Origin of the sequence: Sulfitobacter sp. F26204, assembly GCF_026410305.1 — a bacterium.
Lineage (GTDB): Bacteria > Pseudomonadota > Alphaproteobacteria > Rhodobacterales > Rhodobacteraceae > Sulfitobacter.
In genome coordinates this window covers 130264-152799 of the sequence record NZ_JAPMLQ010000005.1, presented here as the reverse complement: position 1 = coordinate 152799, position 22536 = coordinate 130264, and the positions used below count along the sequence as shown (strand labels likewise).

Below are 22536 nucleotides of genomic sequence, written 5' to 3'. Positions count from 1 at the left end.
CGAAGCAGAAGGTATTGCATCAGTTACTTATTGGTCAGGACATCCTTGAACCGAATAACAACGGTTTCCATGGATTTTGCCTGCTCTGTCGATGCATCCGGTCCCATATAACCAGAGATCACATCCGTTCCGGTTTCCTTCAGATAGGTCTGATAGACTTCACTTTCGAAGGTGGATTTGTAGCTCTCGACAAGTTGCGCAAAGGCTTCGGGTTGTTCTTGTGCAAATGTGCCATGAACCGCCACGAACCGGCTATCACCAATTTGCGGGATATTCAGCCCTTCAAAGGCTTTGGCCACCGGTGCTGCCCCGTCAAGTCCGGGGAAAGGTTCAGGGGAAGCAACCGCAAGAACCTTGACCTGATCCCCCAGAGATCTGTCTCCATAAGCGCCTGAAATCGTCGCATCGCTGTGGTTGCCAAGCATGTTTGTGCGCAATGCACCACCACTGTCAAAGGTGACGATACGAACGTCCAGATCAAGTTCTTGCAGCAAGGCCAGCCCAAACAACGAGGTACCACCGCCAAGGATCATCGCCACCGATAGCTCTCCGGGTTTTGCACGGGCTTCGGATACGAAATCTTCAATCGTATTGAACCGAGAAGAAGCGCTCACCACGACATCGCCAAAGTCACGCTGTTCAAAATTGACAAAGGCGAAGTCATCCAGGGAAAAATCCGCGTTCTGAACTACGGTATTCATACTTAGTGTTGGCTGAATCCCGACAAACAAGGTGTGGCCGTCCGCAGGCGCGTTCAAAAAGGTCTTTGCCCCCAGTAACCCGCTGGCACCGGGGCGGTTCTCGACGATGATGGACACCCCATCAAGGTTGTTTTCCCAATGCTGTGCAAGACCCCGCGCGAAACGGTCGATCGAACCTCCCGCGCCGAAGGGAACGATCATTGTGATATTCTTGCTTGGCCAGCTCTCGGCAAATACCGGGCCTACCATAGACATAATCCCAAACACCGCGGCAGCGGCTAATCCCTTTAATTTAAACATTGCTAAGTTCCTCCCATTCAGCATCACTTCGCAACCAAAATGGGTCGCAAACTAACGTTGCTATCATATGCACACGTGTGCATTGCTTTCAATATCCCTAGCCATCATGTTGTGTCAAGATGGAAACGCGAACCGATCTCAGCTTTGAGGCGAGAAGAAGAAGGCAAATAATGACCGACAGCGGCAGACGGGTTACAATCAAGGACATTGCGCAGCGGCTTGGCGTTTCCCACGCAACGGTATCACGCGCATTGAACGCATCGCCTCTGATCAGTGAGGACACCAAGGAACGAATCCGCAATATGGCCGCCGAGATGGGCTATGTTCCGGATACCGCAGCGCGGGTTATGCGGGGCGAACCATCCAATATCGTCGGCTTCATCCTGCCCGATGTGCAGAACCACTTTTACAGTGCAATTGCAAAGGTTCTTGCCGAGGCCGTCTCGGCCATGGATTTGCAACTGGTACTTGCCATTTCCGAAGATGATCCGGAACAGGAATTGCGGCATGTTTCCGAATTGCGCCGTGCACGGGCGCGGGGGATCGTGATCACCCCGGTCGCCGGAATGTTGGCTGAAACGGCTGCTATGTTATCGGAAATGCCGGTAGTGCAGCTGGTACGCTCCCACCCGAATATTACAGCAGATGTGGTGACCGCGCAGGATGAAAATGCCACACGCTTGTCAACGCAACATCTTCTGTCACTTGGTCACCGGCGGATCGCATACCTCGGTGGAGGCCTCGAAACCCTGAGTACCGGCAATCATCGAATGGAAGGCTATCTTGCGGCCATGGGTGCGACCGACGGGGCGGTAGCAGAATTCCGACTGGTGCCACCACATCCTGAAGCGGGATATCATGCCGCAATGGAACTTTTACGCCAGCGCCCGCCGCCCAGCGGTCTAGTGATTGGCAGTTCGCAACTTGCACTTGGCGCGCTGCGTGCGATTCGTGAATGTGGCCTGTCGGTCTGTGATGACATCTCTTTGGTCAGTTACGACGATCCGGATTGGCACCAGCTTTGGGGTCCCGGCATCAGCACCATTCAACTGCCCATTCGGGACATGGCTCTTTTTGCGGCGGGATTGGTCTGTGCACCGCAAACACCACCCGCAAATGCCGAAGCCAGTCGGGTCGAGCAATTGACCAGCGGTCGGCGATTTTCCTTTCCGGTAAAGCTGGTTGAACGAGGCAGTTGCAAAGTCCAGACTGCGCCCAGGACCGCCATGGTTGACCGCCCCTAAAAACAGCGCGGTTCCCTTGGCGCGCAGGTCACGCCCAGATCGGAATCACACTGCTTCGAGTATGGTGACATTGGCAATTCCGCCACCCTCGCACATGGTTTGAAGCCCGAGTTTCTTGCCCCGCGCATGCAATGCGTGAACAAGTGTGGTCATCAGTTTCGCCCCGGACGCCCCCAGGGGATGACCCAATGCAATGGCGCCGCCGTTCACGTTCAGCTTTGCTGGATCGGCACCTGTCACCTGAAGCCATGCCAGCGGCACCGGTGCAAAGGCTTCGTTGACCTCGAACAGGTCGATGTCGTCGATTTTCATGCCTGCACGTTCCAGCGCCCGCGCGGTGGCGGGAATCGGTTCTTCCAGCATGATGACCGGATCACCGGCGGTGACGGTCAGATTTACGATCCGTGCAACCGGCGTCAGGCCATACCGTTTCAAGGCCGTTTCGCTGACCACCAGAACCCCCGCTGCGCCATCGCAAATTTGCGATGCATTAGCGGCTGAAATGACACCCCCTTCCTGCAGCAAGCGGACACTACCAATGCTTTCCAAGGTCGCATCAGCACGAATACCTTCGTCCACACTATGAAGTCCTCCATCCACCGCGAGGGGCAGGATTTCCTTGTCAAAAGCCCCTTGTCGGGTCGCTTCCGCCGCGCGTTTATGGCTTTCCAGAGCAAAGGTATCAAGAGCCTCCCGGTCAAACCCATATTTCTGCGCGATCATCTCGGCACCAATGAACTGGCTAAAATCCCTGGTGCCAAAACGCTCAGCGATCCGGCCAGAAAACGGCCCCTGCCCCAAGCCCTCTTTCTGGTGCAGCGACACGTTAGAGAACATTGGCACCCGCGTCATGCTTTCGACACCCATGGCGATCACTACATCCTGTGTGCCTGACATGACCGCTTGCGCGGCGAACTGCACCGATTGCTGCGAGCTTCCGCATTGCCGATCGATGGTCACCGCAGGTACAGATTGGGGCAAACGGGACGCCAGGACGCAGTTGCGGCCAAAGGCGAAGGCTTGTTCGCCAGCCTGTGTTACACAGCCTACGATCACATCATCCACCGCTGCGGGATCAATACCAGAACGGTCCACGAGGGCATTGATCACTTCTGCCCCCATATCCGCCGGATGCCAACCCGCCACAGCCCCCCCGCGGCGGCCCCCTGCGGTGCGCACTGTCTCTACTATGTAGGCTTCGGCCATTTTAATTTCCTTTCATGTAACTTGGTTTACAGTGCGCAAGAAACGCGCGCACCCCACGAGGCGGCTTGTTTGAATATAAGATTGGATTGCGCCTTTAAGTAAAACACCTCAAGGGCCCCCATAAACCTTTGGCATTCCGGTTCATCCAGTGATCCAGCGCCCTAACATCGAATGCACAACCCATGCAGGCCGCCGTCACCCCGGTATTCGTTGCCGTGGTCATGACGGGTTCTTGCTTTTCCAGTCCCGTTTGATTTTCTTGGCGAGGGACCATTTGTGTACCTCTGTTGGGCCGTCATAAATACGAAATGCGCGGATCTCGCGAAACACCTGTTCGACGATTGTATCTTCGGTCACGCCCTGCCCGCCCATGACCTGAACACAACGATCCGCCACCCGCATCAATGCTTCGGAAACGGCAACCTTGGTCATGGAGCTTTCAGCCGTTCCCAAGACACCGGTGTCCAGTATATCCGCGCACCAATATATCATCAGTTCCGATTGTTTCAGGTCGATCAGGTTCTCAGCCAGCATGAAACCAACACCTTCGTGATCGACAAGCTGTTTTCCAAAGGCCATCCGGCGATTGGCATAATCGGTAGCGATCTCATTGGCACGAATGGCAGCGCCCAGCCAGCGCATGCAATGGGTCAGACGTGCCGGCGACAGGCGTACCTGTGCATAGCGAAAGCCTTCACCACTTTCACCCAGCATCTGACTGGCGGGCAGCCTCAGATTGTCAATCGTCACAACAGCATGTCCGCCGGGCATGGAACTGTCGATGGTGTCCATAACCCGATCAACCCGGATGGCCGGGTCCGGCAGATCGGTCAGGAACATACAGGCCCCCTGATCGGATTTCGCCATGATGATACCCATTCCAGCACCCATGGCACCGGTGATAAAGCATTTGCGCCCGTTAATGACCCAGTGATTGCCATCCGGATGACAGGTTGTCTGCATCATCATGGGATCCGACCCCGCGCCTCCGTCTTCGGCAGGTTCGGTCATGAAGAAGGCAGAACGTATCTTTCCAGCGACCATCGGGTCCAGAAAACGTGTTTTCATTTCGCCAGAGGCAACTTTGCCCAGAAGGTACATATTGCCCTCATCCGGTGCGCTGACGTTGCAGGCAACGGGTCCAAGCGGGGAAAGACCGGAACGGATCAAAACACAGGCTGTTTCACGGTGTGTCAGATGAGAGCCATCCGCGAGGATATTTGGCGTGAGCACCCCGGCGGTGCGCGCGGACTCTTTCATTTCATTGGCCAAAGCGTCACTGGGACCATGCCCGTCACGGCGCCGGTCTTTCTCATAAGGGACGATTGTCTGACGCACAAAACTTTCAACCCTGGACGCAATGTCCAAGGCTCGATCTGTCATGCCGGAATTTTCAAGTGTAAAGCTCATTCTGGTGCCATCCGTATTGCGCCGTCCAGACGGATCATCTCGCCGTTCAGCATGGGGTTTGTGATGATGGGCTCCACCATCTGTACAATTTCCTTGGGATCGCCAAGGCGCGGGGGGAAGGAAACTGCTGCCCCAGCCTGCTTGGCAGCGTGGCCAAAAGCGGTGTCAGAAACAACCCCGGAATGAGTGTCATGACCCGATTAGGGATCCTCGCATTAATCTCGTTTCTTGGAAGGGTTGTGGTATTGGAGATTGTGTCTGCCATAAAGCGATCTAACGACAGGCATATTCGAAAGACGGCCTTGCCGAGAAGTACTAACAATACCTGACATGTCATCGACGCAACCACAGTCCAACGAACATGCGTATGCATTTCAGACGCCAGTTTTTGAAGAATTGACCTGAAACCCCTCCTGATGTCGTCGGGGAGCGCAGCGGTTCAGTTCATCGGGGTGTGATCCGATCTTGTCTTGCAAGGCGTTCGGCCAGACGGCGGAAAAACAAACGAACTGTCACCACAGGGCTTTCCCTACAAATGGGTGTAGTGGCTCAACCCTCAAAACTTTAGGCCAATCCCCTAGTCGCCAAAAAACACATCGCCCGATCCAACAGTCGCACTGCCGCCGCAGGAAATACCGTCACCGACGCGCCCTGCAGGTTTTCCATTTACGAATACCGTTCCCGATCCGCCGGACAGGCTACGCGCATGCGGTGGTGCCGGACAGGTGGCGCATCCGTGCGGCGCATAGGGGTCGCCTTGCCGTACAACCGCGGTACTGTTTGCAAAGACATCCGGCGACGCGCCAATCGACTCTGTCGGTGGAAAATGACAGGAATGGCCTGAACCTATATCACCAAGGCGGGTAACTTTGGGCATGAATTCTCCTGTTTCGACCGGGTCACAAGCTTCAGGTTTAGACTCTGCCTAAATTGGTTCACCAAGATTAGCAGCTCTAACCCAAAGTTCAAATCCGACTGTAGCCCCGTTACCTGTCACATTGAATGAGCCTAGCGTCGAAACAACAACAAGGGCCCCAGAGCCGCAACCAGCACAGCCGGAACGAAGATCAACCAGACCTTAAGCGGTGCGCTCTTGTAGTCCGCAACCTCTGGTAGAGAAAAAACCACGACAATCATCGCAATACAAATCGCACCCACCAAGAGCACACGCCAGGCAGTAGAAAACAAAAGTCGCAAAAGCTTCTTCATGGTCCGAACTCAATCGTTTCATTCTGCGGCAGGTTGTTTAACGCTTCCGATGGGGAGGTGAAATATTCCTCGAGCCAAATCACAACCCGATTGATCAGCGCATATTCAGCATCATCAATCTGAATCGCTTCCGGGTGTTCCCGCAGATGGGCAATCAGTTGAAAATAAGTGGGCGGCCCAAGCATATGGGCAAGATTGAACATGGTGTCATCCCCTGTCAGCAGCGCATTTATCAGGAAATGCGGACCAACGATATGACCAGTCAAATCACCCTGCGTCCGGTTTTCAGCCACTGCGATGCATGCGCGCACCGCTGCACCGGCCATTGAAGCAAAAAAGTTATGCGATGCAAGCGCAGCCTTGGTGGCCAGGTTCGGGGCCAAACGGCCACCAAAGGAATATATATTGAAGGACAATATTGTCCCGCCAACCTGCCGCGCTGCGAGTTGCCACAGTAGTTTGCTGCGTAGATCTGTCTCATAGTAGAGCAGTAGCATCTGGATCGCTATTCGGCGGTCCGAGGCGCGGTGCAACGAGGCCGCGTTGTCCATAAAGATACGCGCAAGTCCCTCTGCATTTTCCCGGGGTCGGGTCGACCATATATCAAAAGCCCCCATGCGCGCGGCCGTGTACCACCAGGCGACATTCACGTCGATAGGATGACTGACTGCTGCCCGCATGCCGCTGCCAACATAATCGACCGCCCGGTCCAGCAGTGGTTCCGCCTGGCTACGCGCGGCGTCGATAATGAAATCATCCTCTCCTATGGTAACCGTGATCGTCCCGCCGTTGTCTGTGGGGATTTCCACGACAAGCTCATTCCCGCCATCTCCGCCCATGCTGCCCTCTTAGTTCAGATTAATCTTGGTTGCCCGTACGTTCACATTACCTCCGGCTGTGAGATTCATGTCGCCGCGTGCGTCGAAATGAACGTTGCGGCCGCGCACGTGGACATCACCCTGCTTTGTAATGACGATACGCGCGTTTTCGGTGTTCACATAAATGTCGCGGCCTGATCGCAACGACACGGATTTACCGGCCGTCATATCCAGATCACGGGTTGCGGACAGATCGATATCATCACCCGCTTCCAACTGAACATCCTTGCCTGCATGAGCACGCACACTTTTTGACGCACGCAACATGACACTCGCCCTTGAGACAATCGTAAGCATTCCCTTTGCCAGAATACTGAGCAAACCACCACTCTTGGGGCCGTCGAAAAGGGTTTTCGACTTGGACAACAACGGATCCCGCAACCCGTCTTCACCCAGATTCAAATATTGCTGTACATCCATATCCGCGGCACTGGTGCCAACCGAAATGATGGCGTCACCAAGGACGCGATTGGAAAAATCGCCTTTGATCGTTTCACGGCTGTCATGATGGACTACCTTAATATCGGTCCCTCCGATATTCTGGACCCTGTTCTCGCGAACCCGGACCGAAAAGTCCTTTTCTGCCCGCAAGTATACTTCTTCCAATCCGTTTTTGTCCTCAAATCGCAATTCGTTAAAACCCGTACCTTGATGTGTGTCTGTCTTGAATGTGGAACGGGTCTTATGTGCTGGCAGGGTGTAGGGCACTTCGTTCGCTCCATTATAGACACACCCCGTAACCAGTGGTTTGTCAGGATCGCCCTCGAGAAATTCGACAACCACCTCCATGCCGATGCGCGGGATGACCATCCCGCCCCACCCTTTCGAAGCCCAGTTCTGAGAAACACGACACCGCATGGAATAGGCTTTTTCCAAATCCCAATGGAAGTGCACCAATATGCGACCATATTCGTCGCAATCAATCTCGCCCTCGCCAACCACCACGGCGGTTTGCGGGCCGTACACCACCGGAACATGCGTCTTGCGTTCGGGTGCCAAGGGCACTGTCACAGGCATTAATATATATTCACCGGTGTAGGCGTAGTTCACCTCCGCAGATGCCCCGCCTGATCCATATCCGTCAGAAGTATAGGTGTGTCGCGCCACGAGACACAGTGAATTCGTTCCTGTAACCCCTTCAATAAGATCGCCAGTCAGAACCACTGTCATGCCCGCACGCAAAGAAGTACAATCACCCAAGGCGCGGTGGCGTGCACCTTGCCCGCGTTCTTGTCTGAGGCGCAGCCCCACAACGACACTGCCACGTTCCGGATCAAGATAATCACCGGGCCAGTCATAGCTTTCGGTTTGACCCTGAGCATAGGCCGCATCACCCAGACGATCTACTTCCTGAGCGGTACGAGGCGTCTTGAAATTATACTCCGTCAGGCGCATCGCACCGGTTGTCATCCTGCGTTCGGGCTGCCATTCCCAAAAATGTTCATGCCCCGTATTGGCCGAACCCAATGCAGGCTTATACTCTCGCTCAACACCTGGCAGAGGATCGTGACTTTCAATCGTGTCGGTTAAAACCAGAGTATGCGACCCCAATTTGTGGGAAAAATGATAGGAAATTCCAAACCGCTCCATCAATCTGGTCGCAAAAGCCAGATCGCTTTCTCGATATTGCACAGTATATTCAAGGCTAGGGTAGTCGTTGACCAACCGCACCAACATGGCCGGATCACCCAGACCTCGATAAGGTAACAGCAATTCCTCGATGATCTGAACCACCGTTTTGTTATGAAATATCCGCTGGTTTCGTCGTTGTCCCGCAATCCAGATCCATGGCCGCAGGGTCAGAACATACCGTTGACCGTTCTCTTCCACGCCCAACCAGCGAGTCTGTGTAACAATGCCGTCAAACAGTTGCGTGCTGTCATTCTGGCTGTCGATCTCAATACTGGCATGGGTGCCGATCAACTGATCAAAATCAATATTGGACTGCAACGACAGAGCTTCGACATGATATTCAAACAGGCCATTGACATAGTCGGACCCGTCAAAGCGCAATAACACCAACACATCCTTGCCAAGATCCGTTGTCAGGCGCCCAATCCGGGTATCCTGTTGAAAGAGGGCAGTCATGTCAGAACCTCGTCAATCAATTTAGCTAAAGTTCAACAAAATCTTATCAGTATGAAAGGTAATATCCACCTTCGGTTGCGGTGTAGAGAGGTTTTTGCCATCAGATGCAAAAGTCGACCCAGATTGCGGCATCATTTCAACCCTTGTGCTGAAAACCAGAAATCCAGTTCTCTCTATCATGGCTGGGCAACGACCGCGGATATTCAGAGGAGTTCGACCTGATCTAGTGCTGCCAGACACCCAATGAGAGCGGCGGCATCATCCAGGACAATCGCCTTTGGTATGGCATGATTCAAATTGCCTACCTTACCCGCGTTTGCATCGCTCTTTGTCAGGTTGGCGTGAAACTCTGGCCTTAAAACACCACGCGCCACACTTCCGGCAAAGTAGACGCCATTCATCGGCATATAATAATAGGCCAGTTCATTGCTAAGTATGCCCAGCAGCTCTGAATAGAGCGTCAGAGTATTTTCAGCCGCCTGATCCCCGGCCAAATATGCCTCAACGATGTCTTTCGCGCTTTTGGCTTCTTCTTTGCGTGCCTGATGAAATGACGCAAGACCTCCACCGGAGAACAGATGTTCCAATGTAGCAAACCCATCCGCGGCTTTGCCAATCACATCTTTCAGCGCAACTTTCAGGGGAACGGGCAGTGCGGCATGGCCCATCTCTACTTCCAGACAGGCCACTGTCCCGTTGCGCTGATGTTGGACCGGACAGAGATTAAACCCCGTACCGATCCCGACCACCAGGGACTGCCCGTTTGACACAGCCCCAATGGGACCGGCCAAGGCATTCAGGCTTTCTTTCGGCAGGCGCGGCAGGGCATGACCCAAAGCGGTGAGATCATTCATCAACAATGCCTTTGAACACCCGAATTCTGTTTGGATTTGGGTTGTTGCAATATGCCAATCGCGGTTGGTCAACCGCCCTTCTCCGCCGCGAACCGGCCCCGCCATCGCCACACAACACTCCTCGATCTGAGGTAGCTTTAATGAGTCTACATACTTTCTGATCAGGGAATAAAAGCTGCCAAAGTCAGCATTTCGATAGTGCCGCACGTTTGCAGCTGTACCATTTTCAGCAACAGCCACACGGGTATTTGTCCCACCCACATCAGCCAGCAACAGTGTCTTTGCACCCGGCGTCATGCGCGATACACTCCGCATGCTCTGATGCGAAAAAAGACAGACCATAGTTTTACGGATTCATACCACATCATGCGTCATGCCCTTTTGTTTCCCGTTCTGTTTCTGATCGCTGGAATGAGCGTTGCTCTGGGCGATCCGCTGCCTGCGCCGATCACTGACGATCTCTTTGCCCCCATTGATCCGGCTGAAGCCGCATTGGGCCAATTGTTGTTTTATGATCCGATCCTGTCGGGCAACCGCAATATCGCCTGCGCAACATGCCATCACCCCAAATTTGCCACCGCTGATGGTGTGGCGCTGGCAATTGGTGAAGGTGGCATCGGCCTTGGGCCAGATCGACATGCCGACCCAGCGCATATGCCTGACGAACGCATTCCGCGCAATGCACCCGCCCTGTTCAATTTGGGAGCCCATGAATTCACCACAATGTTCCACGACGGGCGCCTGCAAGCTGACCCTGCCCAACCCGGTGGATTTCGTACGCCGATGGACACAGATATGGTCACTGGTTTTGCGTCGGTTCTGTCGGCCCAGACCATGTTCCCGGTGCTGAGCAGTGCCGAGATGGCAGGCAGTTTTCGCGAAAACGAAATTGGCCGCGCTGTACGCCAGGGGCTGATCACCGGCAAGGGCGGTGCCTGGGATTTGATTGCGCGGCGGGTGGCCGATGTGCCTGCCTATGCACAACGTTTCCGGGCGCTTTACCCGCATATCAACAGTGGAACGGACATTGCCTTTACCGACATTTCCAACGCAATAGCCGCCTTCATGGCGTTTGAATGGCGCTCCGATACTGCTCCTTTTGATGCGGTTCTGCGCGGTGAAACCAAACTTGACGGTGCGGCTTTGCGCGGCATGAACCTGTTTTACGGACCTGCCAATTGCGCCACATGCCACAGCGGCCCATTCCAGACCGACCACCGTTTTCACGCAATGGGTGCGCCCCAGATCGGTCCCGGCAAAATCGCCCCTTTCGAAAACCATCATGGTGACGCGGGGCGCTATCTTGTTACCGGTGATCCCGCCGACATGTTTGCATTTCGCACACCATCCCTGCGCAATGTCGTGTTGACGGCGCCCTATGGTCATGCAGGCGGCCATGCAGAACTGCGTGATTTCATTGCCGCTCATGCAGATCCCCTGAGAGGTTTGCAAGAGTTCGACCCGGCCAATGTTCACTTGCCTGATCTGCCCAGTGATGATTTCACAGTGATGCAGGACCCCGAACAGGTCGATGCCATCGCCGCCTCTGTTACAACGCCCGCTGTCACGCTCACCTCGCAAGACATCGATGACATTCTGGCATTTCTTGATACCCTCACCGATCCCGTCGCCATTCGTGGACGGCTTGGTATCCCTGCGGCGGTACCCAGCGGTTTGCCTGTACCACGCCATTAACTGCCTTTCTCAAGCGTAGCGGTCTCGCCGGCCTGGACACGATAGGCACCGATGGAACCATCGGGCCATCTGACAACCACCTGCGCTGCAACGCCCTGCCCCAGACCGAAATGCAGCGGAAGTGCCTGACCTCCTGCATGCCCACCGCCGACCAGTTTTTGCATCGATTGAATGTTTTCACCAACAAACAGGTCCACCCGTGCTCCGACAGCGTCACGGTTTCCACCAAGCTGTTTCAATTTGATCCTGACCCAGTTTCCCGCATCAGGTGTTTTGTTGCGGTACAATTCCATCGGTGCACGCCTGTTCATGACCAGCAGATCGAGCTTTCCGTCATTGTCGAAATCCGCCAATGCGGCACCGCGTGACCGGGCCAACGACGCAACGCCTGCTTGGGCGGCGGCTTCAACAAAGGTTCCACCTGCTTGTTGCATCAACAGGTTGTTGGGATCACGCATCGCCATTCCTGGCATCTGGTCAACATTGCCTTTTGCAATGAACAGATCAGGCAAACCGTCATTATTCACATCCCCGAATTCCGCATGCCACCCCGTTGAAGGTCGCCCGTCACCGCCCATGTGGGGGCGGTGGGCATAGGTGCCAATGTCGAAAGGTGCAGCGCGATAACCATCGCTCTTCGCAAGTTGCAAAAGTTGATCCCCCATTGAAGTCAGCACAATTTCGTCACGGCCATCTCCGGTGATGTCGCGCGATGCGATGCCCATGCCCCAAACCGAAAGGTCTGGCCAACCGTCTTCAGTGGTCAGAAACCGCTTTTCAGCGATGTCCCACATCTGTTCTTTTCCGCCGGATACATAATAATGCCGGTCGTTGGAAAACCTCAGCCGGTGCAACCCCCAGGCATCCCGCGCTGCCAGAAGGGACAAGGTACAATAACCGGGTGACAGGGGGCTGCTCACATACCCCTGCGCAGCAGGCGTCAGAAGCGTATTGTCGTCACAAGCCTCAAAGGGCCCGTTGGGGTCCAGTCGATCGACATAATTGCCAACCGCCATTTGTGGGCGGTCGCCTCCTTCTTTCCACCAGGCGGTAAAGGCCGTGCTCCAGCGGTCTTCAGCCACAAAACCCATGGCCTGCGTCGCATTTTCGAAACGACAATCACCCTTGCCGCGCAAAACGACATTTGCACCCACCCGCAGAACAAAAAGATCCATGAACCCGTCCGCATCAATATCCAGTGGATAGGCACCACTCACCCCGGTCAGCCTGGGCGATGCAACAACCTCAAACTCAAAGTTCCCATTGTTATGCATCAATCTTGCCGGTTGCGTGCCACCAGCTGCATACAGGTCTGGCAATGCATCACCATCACAATCAAAGACCGCGACACCGCCGCCGACGAAATGTTCCCATCCGCCAGAATAGATATGCTCGGGCAATCCCTCTGAGCGATCCTCAAACTGAACCTGTGCAAAGGCCATTTGCCCCAGCATGCAAAGCGTGAATATGAACCAATTTCTCATATTGCAGCCTCGGTCTTGAAAATGGCGTCTGTGACCTGTGCGAGGGCGCGCGCGGTAGCACCGCGTGCCCAATCCAGATCAGCATGAGGATGCACTTCTACCAAACAAGGCATGTCGCCGCGCGATAACGTCAGAGCCTGCACATCCCGTAAAACATCACCATCATACATGAAATCATAGGTCATACGCTCACCTGACAGGATAACCAGGGCCGGATCAAACAATTGAACCACGTTTGACAATCCCAACGCCAGAAACCGGCCTGCCCGTTGGAATATCTTTTGTGCCGCGGTATTGCCTGCAGCAGCTTCGTCAAAAAGCGTCCCTAACAAGGATTGAAAGCTGATGTTCTTATCCAGGGGCAGATTCAACGCTGTTGCCGCCTCCCGTACCAAGGCATAATCTGAAATATAGGCTTCGAGGCAACCGCGCTCACCACATCTGCAAAGGGCACCATCCAGCTGGACCTTGGTATGACCCAGCTCCAATCCCATACCAAATGAGCCGCGATAGAGTCTGTTGTTCAACACCAGGCCCATGCCCACCCCATTTTCAATCGTAATAACGGCAAAGTCACTTTTTGCGCGCCCCGACCCAAACCACAGTTCCGCCAAGGTCAACATATTGGCGTCATTTTCAAGCACCACAGAACGACCAAAGCGTGCTTCGGCCGCTGCACCGAACGCCTGATCACGGGAGTTAAGCAAGGGTGACCAACGTACCAATCCATGCGCATGATCAATCAGGCCTGCCATACCAATGCCAATACCTTTAACCTTGTTCATGGGCGTATTGGTCTGCGACAGCAACATGTCAATCAGTCTCGCAACCTCGTCCAACAGCGTTGTTGCCGGGCGGCTGGTGGGCAAGGAAGGTAAACTGGCATTACTTATCATCGCACCTGTAAAATCAGCCAGAACCGCTGTGTGTCCTGTATCCCCCAGTTTGATCCCGATCACAAAACCCGCTTGAGGCACAATCTCAAGCGCGACTCGCGGGCGTCCCCGGCTATTGTCACGCTCAAGCCCTGCCACTTCGCGCAGCAACCCTGCGCGGATCAGATCAGCCGTCAATGTGGTCGCCGAACCTGGACTGATTTCAAGCGCGCGGCTGATATCACTACGGGCAGTATTGCCCTGCGCACGAACATATTCGAACACTCTTTGACGCAGTGGCTTTTGTTGGTGCGACTGATTGCCTAGCATGGGGCCACAGCCCTCAAGTTGAGTTTCGGCTGCGAAATCGCTTGTACCGCTCATAAGTTTCCCAACTAAAATAAATATCGGTGCATATGACAAAAGAAGCCAGTTCCTTGCAGATATTGATCTGAAATTCGTCGAAAAGAAAGCATTTTTCTCGCGGATTACTAAGTGCTCGTCATTTTTATTTTGACAACTGAAATAAATAAGACATTGTTAACCTAACCGGGCTACCGACTCGGGCTCTCTCCCCCCTTGGGAGGGAAAATGATTCTGGGAGGAACACATGAAAAAATTTATTGCAGCAGCTGCCGTGGCTGTCGCGGGCTTTGCGTCCGCCGCATTTGCTGACGGCCACAGTCTGACAGTCGGGGTCAGTTGGTCCAATTTTCAGGAAGAGCGCTGGAAAACCGACGAAGCTGCTATCAAAGGTGCACTCGATGCCGCCGGTGCCGCATATTTGTCCGCAGACGCGCAGTCGTCTTCGGCCAAACAGCTTTCCGATGTAGAAAGCCTGATCGCCCAGGGTGTTGATGCCTTGATCATCCTCGCGCAGGACAGCGCAGCAATCGGCCCTGCCGTCGAAGCCGCCGCAGCAGAAGGCATCCCCGTGGTCGGCTATGATCGCCTGATCGAAGACTCTCGGGCCTTTTATCTGACTTTTGACAACGTCGAAGTTGGTCGCATGCAAGCACGCGCCGTTCTGGCTGCTGCGCCAAAGGGTCGTTATGTCATGATCAAGGGCTCGCCGACCGATCCGAACGCTGACTTTTTGCGCGGTGGACAGCAGGAAGTGTTGCAGGCTTCAATCGACGCCGGTGACATCACAATCGTTGACGAAGCCTATACCGATGGCTGGCTGCCCGCCAATGCACAACGGAATATGGAACAGATCCTGACCGCAAACGACAACGGCGTTGATGCGGTCGTAGCCTCCAACGATGGCACCGCCGGCGGTGTCGTTGCTGCGCTCACGGCACAGGGCATGGAAGGTATTCCAGTCTCAGGCCAAGATGGTGATCATGCGGCCCTGAACCGCGTTGCTCTGGGAACGCAGACGGTTTCAGTTTGGAAAGATGCCCGTGAATTGGGCAAGGCCGCGGGTGAAATTGCTGTGGCTCTGTCAAAGAACGATGGCGACCTGACGTCAATTGACGGCCATGTTGTCTGGGAATCCCCGGCGGGCACGAAACTGACTGCCAAGTTCCTCGCCCCGGTCCCCGTGACCAAGGACAACCTGACCGTCGTGACAGATGCCGGATGGATTGACCAAGACAAACTGTGCCAAGGTGTCTCGGACGGCCCGGCACCCTGTAACTAAAGCCAAAAGGGGGCGGCCAATTTGCGTCGCCCCTATCCGGCCATGGTTCCAAGCCTGTACCAGACAGCCCCAGGCCTCTCCAAATCCTTTCCTGCATTTCAATCGCCCCTGGTTCCTATGGGGATCCTATCGTGCACAACTGCAAGGCCAGCCCGATGACTGATCAGACCTCTGATACAACCACCTCTGCCCCGCGCCGCAGCCTCCTTGCCACACTAGAGGTAGACACGCGCCTGATGGGTATGATCGGCGCCTTTATTCTTGTCGCTGTGGTGTTCAATATCCTCACCGATGGCAGGTTTCTGACGCCGCGCAACATTTTCAACCTGACAATCCAGACAGCATCAGTCGCCATCATGGCTACCGGCATGGTGTTCGTAATCGTTACCCGACATATCGATTTGTCCGTTGGTGCCGTGCTCGCCGCCTGTTCGGCGCTCATGGCGATGACACAGGTGCGTTTTCTTCCCGGTATGGGGTTCGAAATTGGCCATTGGGCCATTCCATGGATCGCCATTGGAGCGGGATTGATCCTTGGTAGTGCAATCGGTGCCTTCAATGGTTGGCTGATCGGCTATCAGGGCATTCCCGCCTTTATCGTCACACTTGGCGGCTTTCTGATCTGGCGCAATGTCGGTTGGTATCAAACCAGCGGCCAAACCATAGGGCCGCTCGACAAGACATTTATGACCTTCGGTGGCATCAACGGCACTCTTGGCGGTCCATTGAGTTGGGGACTTGGTATTCTTGCCATTCTTGCGAGCCTTCTGATGATTTTTCGCGCGCGCCAAACAAAGATCGCCCATGGTTTTCCTGTCAAACCTATGTGGGCGGAGCTAAGCCTTGCAGCCTTCTGTACGATCTCTATCGCGGGCTTTGTGGCGATTCTAACAAATTATTCCGTCCCCGAACGTGTCGTCGCCCGTGACCCTTCCAAATTCGGTTGCGAAGTCGCGGAGGGTTGCACGCCTGTCTACGGCTTGCCCATCTCGGTTCTTTTGCTCGTCGCCATTGCGATCATCATGACAATTATCGCACGACGCACCCGGTTTGGTCGCTACATTTTTGCTACCGGTGGCAATCCTGATGCCGCTGAATTGTCAGGCATCAACACGAAAATGTTAACCGTGAAAATATTTTCACTCATGGGTGCCCTATGCGCCATCTCGGCGGTAGTGGCCTCGTCACGGTTGGCCAACCACTCTAACGATCTGGGCACCCTGGATGAATTGCGTGTCATTGCCGCCGCGGTGATTGGCGGCACCGCGCTCTCTGGCGGGATCGGCACCATTTACGGCGCAATCCTCGGAGCACTCATAATGCAATCCTTACAATCGGGCATGGCCATGGTTGGCGTTGATGCCCCGCTACAAAACATCGTTGTCGGTGCCGTATTGGTTTTTGCGGTGTTTATCGACATTCAATATCGCAAACGCACAGGAGCAAAATAATGGAAACGCCCCTTGTCGAAATGAGAAATGTCTCAATAGCCTTTGGCGGTGTACAGGCGGTCGATAACGTGAGCATCAGTCTCTACGCAGGCGAAGTTGTCGGTCTGTTGGGTCATAACGGTGCAGGCAAGTCGACCCTGATCAAAATGCTGTCTGGAGCCTACAAGATGGACAGCGGCGAGATTCTGATCAACGGCAAGAAGGTTTCCATCACTAGCCCCCGCGATGCCCGCAACCATAATATCGAGACAATATACCAAACGCTTGCCCTCGCCGATAACCTGGACGCTGCCTCCAATCTGTTTCTAGGCCGCGAACTTACGACAACCCTCGGGTTTGTAGATGATGACCGGATGGAGGCCGAGACCCGTAAGATCATGTCCCGCCTCAACCCGAATTTCAAGAAATTGAAAGTGCCTGTCTCGGCGCTTTCGGGCGGCCAGCGCCAATCAGTCGCCATTGCCCGCGCAGTTTATTTTAACGCCAAGATCCTGATCATGGATGAACCGACAGCCGCATTGGGTGTACATGAAACCGCCATGGTTGCCGAACTAATCCAGGAATTAAAAAACCAGGGGCTCGGCATATTCCTGATCTCTCACGACACACGCGAAATGATGGATCTGTGTGATCGTGTTTCGGTGATGAAAAACGGCAGAATGGTAGGCACCGAACGCGTCGCAGACGTGACCGAAGACGACATCCTGTCAATGATCATTCTTGGCAAGAACCCGAAAGTGGCAGCCTGATGTTTATCGGTCTCGATCTGGGTACTTCTTCGCTCAAAGCGATCCTGATCAATGATGAACAGAACATTCTGGCTGAACATACTGTTCCCCTGACAGTTCAACGCCCACATGATGGTTGGTCCGAACAGGATCCTGCCAGTTGGTTCGATGCGGCCGAGAATGCCCTGAATGCCTTGGCCGCGATCACTGACTGCCGCACCGTCACTGGGATCGGCCTGTCGGGCCATATGCACGGCGCCACCCTCTTTGATGCTCAGGACGTGCCTTTGCGGCCCTGCATGTTGTGGAATGATACCCGTAGTTATGTTGAGGCCGATGAAATGGACAACACCGCATTGTTCAGACAGACAACCGGAAACATCGTTTTTCCGGGTTTCACGGCACCAAAGGTTGAATGGCTGCGCAGGAACGAACCCGATATTTTTGACCGGGCAACAAAAATTCTATTGCCAAAAGATGCATTACGTCTGTTCCTGACTGGCGAAAGCGTCTCGGAAATGTCTGACGCTGCTGGGACTGCCTGGCTTGATACGGGCAAGCGGGACTGGTCTGAGGCCTTGCTGGATGTCTGTCACCTGACCCGTGCCCATATGCCCGCCCTTGTCGAAGGCTCTGCACCTTCAGGCAAGCTGCGTCCTGCTCTTGCCGCAATCCTGGGTGCGGATAATGTCACAGTCGCCGGGGGTGCAGGGGACAACGCCGCCGCGGCAATCGGTGCTGGAGTGATCGATGACGGCACTGCTTTCCTATCACTTGGTACTTCCGGGGTGCTGTTTGCCGCGAATAATGCCTATCGCCCCTCTCCTGCCAGCGCTGTTCACAGCTTTTGCCATGCTGTTCCGGATACATGGCATCAGATGGGTGTTATTCTGGCTGCGACCGATGCTTTGGAGTGGTTGGCGCGATTGACCGGCCAGACGACCATGACCCTGACTGAGGATCTTGGTGCGCTAAAAGCGCCTGCACCAACCCTGTTTTTACCCTACTTGGGCGGCGAACGCACACCGCATAACAATGCACAAATCAGAGGGCAGTTTCTTCATCTGGATCACGCAACTGACGCTGCCGCTGCGACACGCGCTGTTCTTGAAGGTGTTGCATATGCCTTTGCCGATTGCCGCGATGCTCTGGTCGGTACAGGCACCCGACTCCAAAGTGCGCTCGCGCTTGGTGGCGGTGCAAAATCCGATTATTGGTTACAGGTATTGGCGACCGTACTGGACATTGAACTACATCGCCCTGCCGCAGGTGAATTCGGCGCGGCTCTGGGCGCTGCCCGATTGGCCATGATGGCAACAATCGGAGCCGACCAAAGCATCGCTACGATGCCACCGATCGCATCCAGTTTCGAACCTAATCAGACTCTGAAACAGGCGTTTGCCGAGGCGCACCATCGTTACCAATCTGCTTACTCGGTCGTCAAAGACCTCTGACCTACTCCAAGGAACCCTTTCCATGAGCCATTTTTTTTCCGACCTTGCCCCTCTGACTTTTGATCCAAATGCCGATGGCATTGCCTTTCGTCACTACAATCCGGACGAGATCGTTCTGGGAAAACGGATGGAGGATCATTTGCGGTTTGCCGTAGCTTATTGGCACAGCTTTGCCTGGCCCGGTGGTGATCCCTTTGGTGGGCAGACCTTTGAACGCCCCTGGTTTGGCGAGACCATGAAGGACGCCCGCCTCAAGGCGGACATCGCATTCGAAATGTTCGACATTCTGAATGCGCCGTTTTTCTGTTTCCATGATGCCGATATCCGGCCTGAAGGAGCCAGTTTTGCTGAAAGCGAACGCAACTTCCGTGAAATCACTGATATTTTCGCATCAAAAATGGAAAACCACAAAACCCGTCTGTTGTGGGGCACTGCAAATCTGTTTTCCAATCGCCGTTTCATGTCAGGTGCAGCATCCAATCCTGACCCCGAAATCTTTGCATGGTCGGCAGCAACGGTAAAGCTTTGTATGGATGCAACACATGCCTTGGGTGGCGAGAATTACGTGCTCTGGGGTGGTCGCGAAGGATATGAAACCCTCTTGAACACCGATCTTGCACAGGAAACGGAACACATGGGCCGTTTTCTCAACAAAGTGGTAGAATACAAGCACAAGATCGGCTTCAAAGGGGCGATCTTGATCGAGCCTAAGCCGCAGGAACCGACCAAACACCAATATGATTACGACGTGGCAACCGTTTATGGTTTCCTAAAAAGGTACGGGTTGGAAAACGAAGTACAGGTCAATATCGAACAGGGTCATGCCATTCTTGCGGGCCATAGTTTCGAACATGAAATAGCCTTGGCTAATACCCTGGGAATCTTCGGGTCTATCGACATGAACCGTAATGATTATCAGTCGGGTTGGGACACGGATCAGTTCCCCAATAATGTACCTGAGGTGGCACTGGCTTATTACGAAATTCTCAAGGGCGGAGGTTTTACCAAGGGCGGCACAAACTTTGATGCCAAACTACGGCGTCAGTCCCTGGATCCGAATGATCTGATTGCCGCCCATGCAGGAGCAATGGACGTTTGCGCCAGAGGTTTCAAGGCGGCCGCCGCAATGCTGGAAGATGGCCTTCTCGAAGCGGAGCGCGGCAAACGCTACGCCGGCTGGAAAACACCCGAAGCCGCAAAGATGTTATCAATGGATTTAGAAAGCGTCGCGAAACTTGTTGATGTTGATGGTCCCGGCCCGCAACCGCGGTCCGGACGACAAGAGATCCTCGAAAACATCGTCAACAGATATGTGTAGCAAAGAGGCAATCTTCCTCTTTCCTACAGGCTGTCAATGTTTCCATTTTCTCTGATCAAACAAAGCACTCATTGGGTTAAACAGATCTGCTCACGACATCGGCCCGGAACGATACTGTGCATTTCCATTTCTCGATCAAGACCTTAACCAAGGCCAAGCCAGTTTGGAAGCCATACGACCAATGCAGGCAGGAACAGGATCAAGACAACACGCACCGCATCAGCCGCGATAAAGGGTAGGATGCCGCGTGAAACCTTTCCTATGGTCAAGGTTGGCGAAACACCCTGGATAACAAAGAGGTTCATGCCGATAGGTGGCGTTATCAGTCCGATTTCCACCACCGAAACCAGGAGGACCCCAAACCAGACCGGATCATAGCCAAGACCCGTTACAACGGTGAATGCAGGGACAACTGTCAGCAGGATCATAGACAGACTGTCCATAAAACAGCCCAAGACCAGGTAGAACAGGAGCAAGATCAGAATAACACTTATCGGGGCAAAGCCCTGAGTTGTGATCCAATCGACCAAGGCCTGCGTCATGCCACTTGCTTCAATGAAAAAATTGAATAACGCTGCTCCGATCAGGATAAGGAAAATCATTCCCGTCATGGATGCGGTCTCAAGCATACCTCGACGCAGGACATCCAGCGTCAATCTCCCGCGCAGCGCGGTGAAGAGCACAGCACCACCAGCACCGACAGCGGCAGCTTCGGTCGGCGAGAAAATGCCGGCATAAATACCGCCGATTACCAGAACAATCAGTGCGACTGCGTCCCACATTTGCAGCAGATAAGGCCCGCGTTTCGCCCAGGCGATACGTTCGGTTTTCGGGCCGAGTTCCGGCTTGCGCCACACCTGCAAGCGGATCGATAGAACATAGAGTAACGCAGCCATGATGCCAGGAATCATGGCTCCTGCGAACAGCGCACCGATGGATTGCTCGGTCATCAATGCATAGATCACCAAAAGGATCGAAGGTGGAATAAGCACGCCAAGCGTTCCGCCTGCAGCAACGGCGGCACCCGCGAGGCTATCAGAATAATGCCGGCTTGCCATCTCTGGCAAGGCGACTCGCCCCATGGTCGCACAGGTGGCCAAGGAAGAGCCGCTGATCGCGCCAAAAACTGCGCAGGCACCGATGGTCGCTGAGGCAAGACCGCCGGGACGGTGACCGGCAAAGGCAACGATCCCTTTAAACAGGTTTTCGGAAAGGCCCGAATAGCTGGCAAAGACTCCCATGAAAATGAACAGCGGCACCACAGAAAGGCCATAGGGCTCAATCGCTTCGAAAGGCAGGCTGGCCATCACATAATTTGCGGTGGTCCAGTCTTCGAGAAGCAAGACACCAATTACACCAATGCCCGCCATGGCCAGTGCGACGGGTACCCTCAGCAAAACCAGAACAAGTGCCGCGAGGAAACCCAGGAGGCCAGACAGTTCAAGCGCCATCAATCGGCTCCTTTGCAACAAGAAGTTTGGCTGCACTCAGCAGACACACCAGAACTGAGAGAAACAGACCGATAACCAATGCGCTCCAATACAGGATCATCGGGATCGCAAGATCCTGGGATACATCGCCATAGGTATTGATCTCGACCGCCCGCCCCCATGTCAACCAGAGAAGAAATGACAACAGCACAGCCCCAAACAAGGCAGCGCAAACGTCAAGAAACACCTGCATCCGTTTGCTGAGAAAATTGCCCAGCAGATCGACCTTTACATGAGCACCTTTCATGAAGGCATAGGGGATGGACAGTGAAGCAGCGACAACAACACTGAGTTGTGTCAGGTCTACGGCACCAATGAACGACCCTCCCCCGATCCTGCGCCAGATAATGTCACCGACAACCACAATGATCGCAATCGTGAGCACGGTAATGCCAAACATTGCACCGATCATCGTGATCCTCTCAAGCAACCGCTCGATCCAGAGGATCGCCGAAAGTTTCGGCGATCCCGGTTCAGTCAACTGGGGTTGGGTCATCCTGTCTCTG

At 54.3% G+C, this 22536-nt stretch carries 19 protein-coding genes; 7 read left to right on the top strand and 12 right to left on the bottom strand.

Features of this window, described 5'->3' with window-relative positions; translation table 11 throughout:
* Nucleotides 1-23 precede the first annotated feature (23 nt).
* On the bottom strand, nt 24-1001 hold the full coding sequence (locus OS190_RS13635; protein ID WP_267159268.1) for a Bug family tripartite tricarboxylate transporter substrate binding protein: 978 nt from the start codon (nt 999-1001) through the stop codon (nt 24-26).
* Between the two features lie 119 nt (nt 1002-1120).
* Here OS190_RS13635 and OS190_RS13630 point away from each other — a divergent pair, with 119 nt between their 5' ends.
* Nucleotides 1121-2245 carry a LacI family DNA-binding transcriptional regulator gene (locus OS190_RS13630; protein ID WP_323370711.1) on the top strand — a complete coding sequence of 375 codons (1125 nt, stop codon included), beginning with the start codon at nt 1121-1123 and terminating at the stop codon, nt 2243-2245.
* Nucleotides 2246-2290: 45 nt separating this feature from the next.
* Here the strand turns inward: OS190_RS13630 and OS190_RS13625 are convergent, their stop codons facing one another.
* From OS190_RS13625 to OS190_RS13595, 7 genes are all read right to left on the bottom strand, one after another.
* On the bottom strand, nt 2291-3451 hold the full coding sequence (locus tag OS190_RS13625; protein WP_267159266.1) for an acetyl-CoA C-acetyltransferase: 1161 nt from the start codon (nt 3449-3451) through the stop codon (nt 2291-2293).
* Between the two features lie 219 nt (nt 3452-3670).
* Nucleotides 3671-4861 carry an acyl-CoA dehydrogenase family protein gene (locus OS190_RS13620; protein WP_267159265.1) on the bottom strand — a complete coding sequence of 397 codons (1191 nt, stop codon included), beginning with the start codon at nt 4859-4861 and terminating at the stop codon, nt 3671-3673.
* Nucleotides 4862-5438: 577 nt separating this feature from the next.
* On the bottom strand, nt 5439-5738 hold the full coding sequence (locus OS190_RS13615) for a PAAR domain-containing protein (RefSeq protein ID WP_267159264.1): 300 nt from the start codon (nt 5736-5738) through the stop codon (nt 5439-5441).
* A gap of 131 nt (nt 5739-5869) precedes the next feature.
* Nucleotides 5870-6070 (bottom strand): hypothetical protein, encoded by a 201-nt coding sequence (locus OS190_RS13610; protein WP_267159263.1) that lies wholly within the window; start codon nt 6068-6070, stop codon nt 5870-5872.
* Nucleotides 6067-6879: a hypothetical protein gene (locus tag OS190_RS13605; RefSeq protein WP_267159262.1), complete on the bottom strand. Its 813-nt coding sequence runs from the start codon at nt 6877-6879 to the stop codon at nt 6067-6069. The genes OS190_RS13610 and OS190_RS13605 overlap by 4 nt, the downstream gene beginning before the upstream one ends.
* 39 nt (nt 6880-6918) lie before the next feature.
* On the bottom strand, nt 6919-9036 hold the full coding sequence (locus OS190_RS13600) for a type VI secretion system Vgr family protein (protein WP_267159261.1): 2118 nt from the start codon (nt 9034-9036) through the stop codon (nt 6919-6921).
* A gap of 203 nt (nt 9037-9239) precedes the next feature.
* The gene (locus tag OS190_RS13595) at nt 9240-10187 is read right to left on the bottom strand and encodes a glucokinase (protein WP_267159260.1); all 948 of its coding nucleotides are present in this window, start codon (nt 10185-10187) and stop codon (nt 9240-9242) included.
* Nucleotides 10188-10256: 69 nt separating this feature from the next.
* Here OS190_RS13595 and OS190_RS13590 point away from each other — a divergent pair, with 69 nt between their 5' ends.
* Nucleotides 10257-11585 carry a cytochrome-c peroxidase gene (locus tag OS190_RS13590; protein WP_416237409.1) on the top strand — a complete coding sequence of 443 codons (1329 nt, stop codon included), beginning with the start codon at nt 10257-10259 and terminating at the stop codon, nt 11583-11585.
* Here OS190_RS13590 and OS190_RS13585 read toward each other — a convergent pair.
* Both OS190_RS13585 and OS190_RS13580 read right to left on the bottom strand, forming a co-directional pair.
* A complete protein-coding gene (locus OS190_RS13585) occupies nt 11582-13069 on the bottom strand; it encodes a CRTAC1 family protein (protein WP_267159259.1) in 1488 nt (495 codons plus the stop codon). The genes OS190_RS13590 and OS190_RS13585 overlap by 4 nt on opposite strands.
* Nucleotides 13066-14328 carry an ROK family protein gene (locus tag OS190_RS13580; protein ID WP_267159258.1) on the bottom strand — a complete coding sequence of 421 codons (1263 nt, stop codon included), beginning with the start codon at nt 14326-14328 and terminating at the stop codon, nt 13066-13068. The genes OS190_RS13585 and OS190_RS13580 overlap by 4 nt, the downstream gene beginning before the upstream one ends.
* 226 nt (nt 14329-14554) lie before the next feature.
* Between OS190_RS13580 and xylF the strand changes: the two genes are divergently transcribed.
* The 5 genes from xylF (at nt 14555) to xylA (ending at nt 20540) form a co-directional block, all read left to right on the top strand.
* A complete protein-coding gene (gene xylF, locus OS190_RS13575; RefSeq protein WP_267159257.1) occupies nt 14555-15589 on the top strand; it encodes a D-xylose ABC transporter substrate-binding protein in 1035 nt (344 codons plus the stop codon).
* A gap of 155 nt (nt 15590-15744) precedes the next feature.
* Entirely contained in the window at nt 15745-17040 is a 1296-nt protein-coding gene (locus OS190_RS13570) for a sugar ABC transporter permease (RefSeq protein WP_267159256.1), read from the top strand.
* Entirely contained in the window at nt 17040-17789 is a 750-nt protein-coding gene (locus OS190_RS13565; RefSeq protein WP_267159255.1) for an ATP-binding cassette domain-containing protein, read from the top strand. Before OS190_RS13570 ends, OS190_RS13565 begins: the two co-directional genes overlap by 1 nt.
* Nucleotides 17789-19222, top strand: a complete 1434-nt coding sequence (gene xylB, locus OS190_RS13560) for a xylulokinase (protein ID WP_267159254.1) — start codon at nt 17789-17791, stop codon at nt 19220-19222. Before OS190_RS13565 ends, xylB begins: the two co-directional genes overlap by 1 nt.
* A gap of 22 nt (nt 19223-19244) precedes the next feature.
* On the top strand, nt 19245-20540 hold the full coding sequence (gene xylA / locus OS190_RS13555) for a xylose isomerase (protein WP_267159253.1): 1296 nt from the start codon (nt 19245-19247) through the stop codon (nt 20538-20540).
* 143 nt (nt 20541-20683) lie between these two features.
* Here the strand turns inward: xylA and OS190_RS13550 are convergent, their stop codons facing one another.
* Entirely contained in the window at nt 20684-21991 is a 1308-nt protein-coding gene (locus tag OS190_RS13550; protein ID WP_267159252.1) for a TRAP transporter large permease, read from the bottom strand.
* Nucleotides 21981-22526, bottom strand: coding sequence for a TRAP transporter small permease (locus OS190_RS13545; RefSeq protein WP_267159251.1), 546 nt, complete (start codon nt 22524-22526; stop codon nt 21981-21983). Before OS190_RS13545 ends, OS190_RS13550 begins: the two co-directional genes overlap by 11 nt.
* Between the last annotated feature and the right edge of the window lie 10 nt (nt 22527-22536).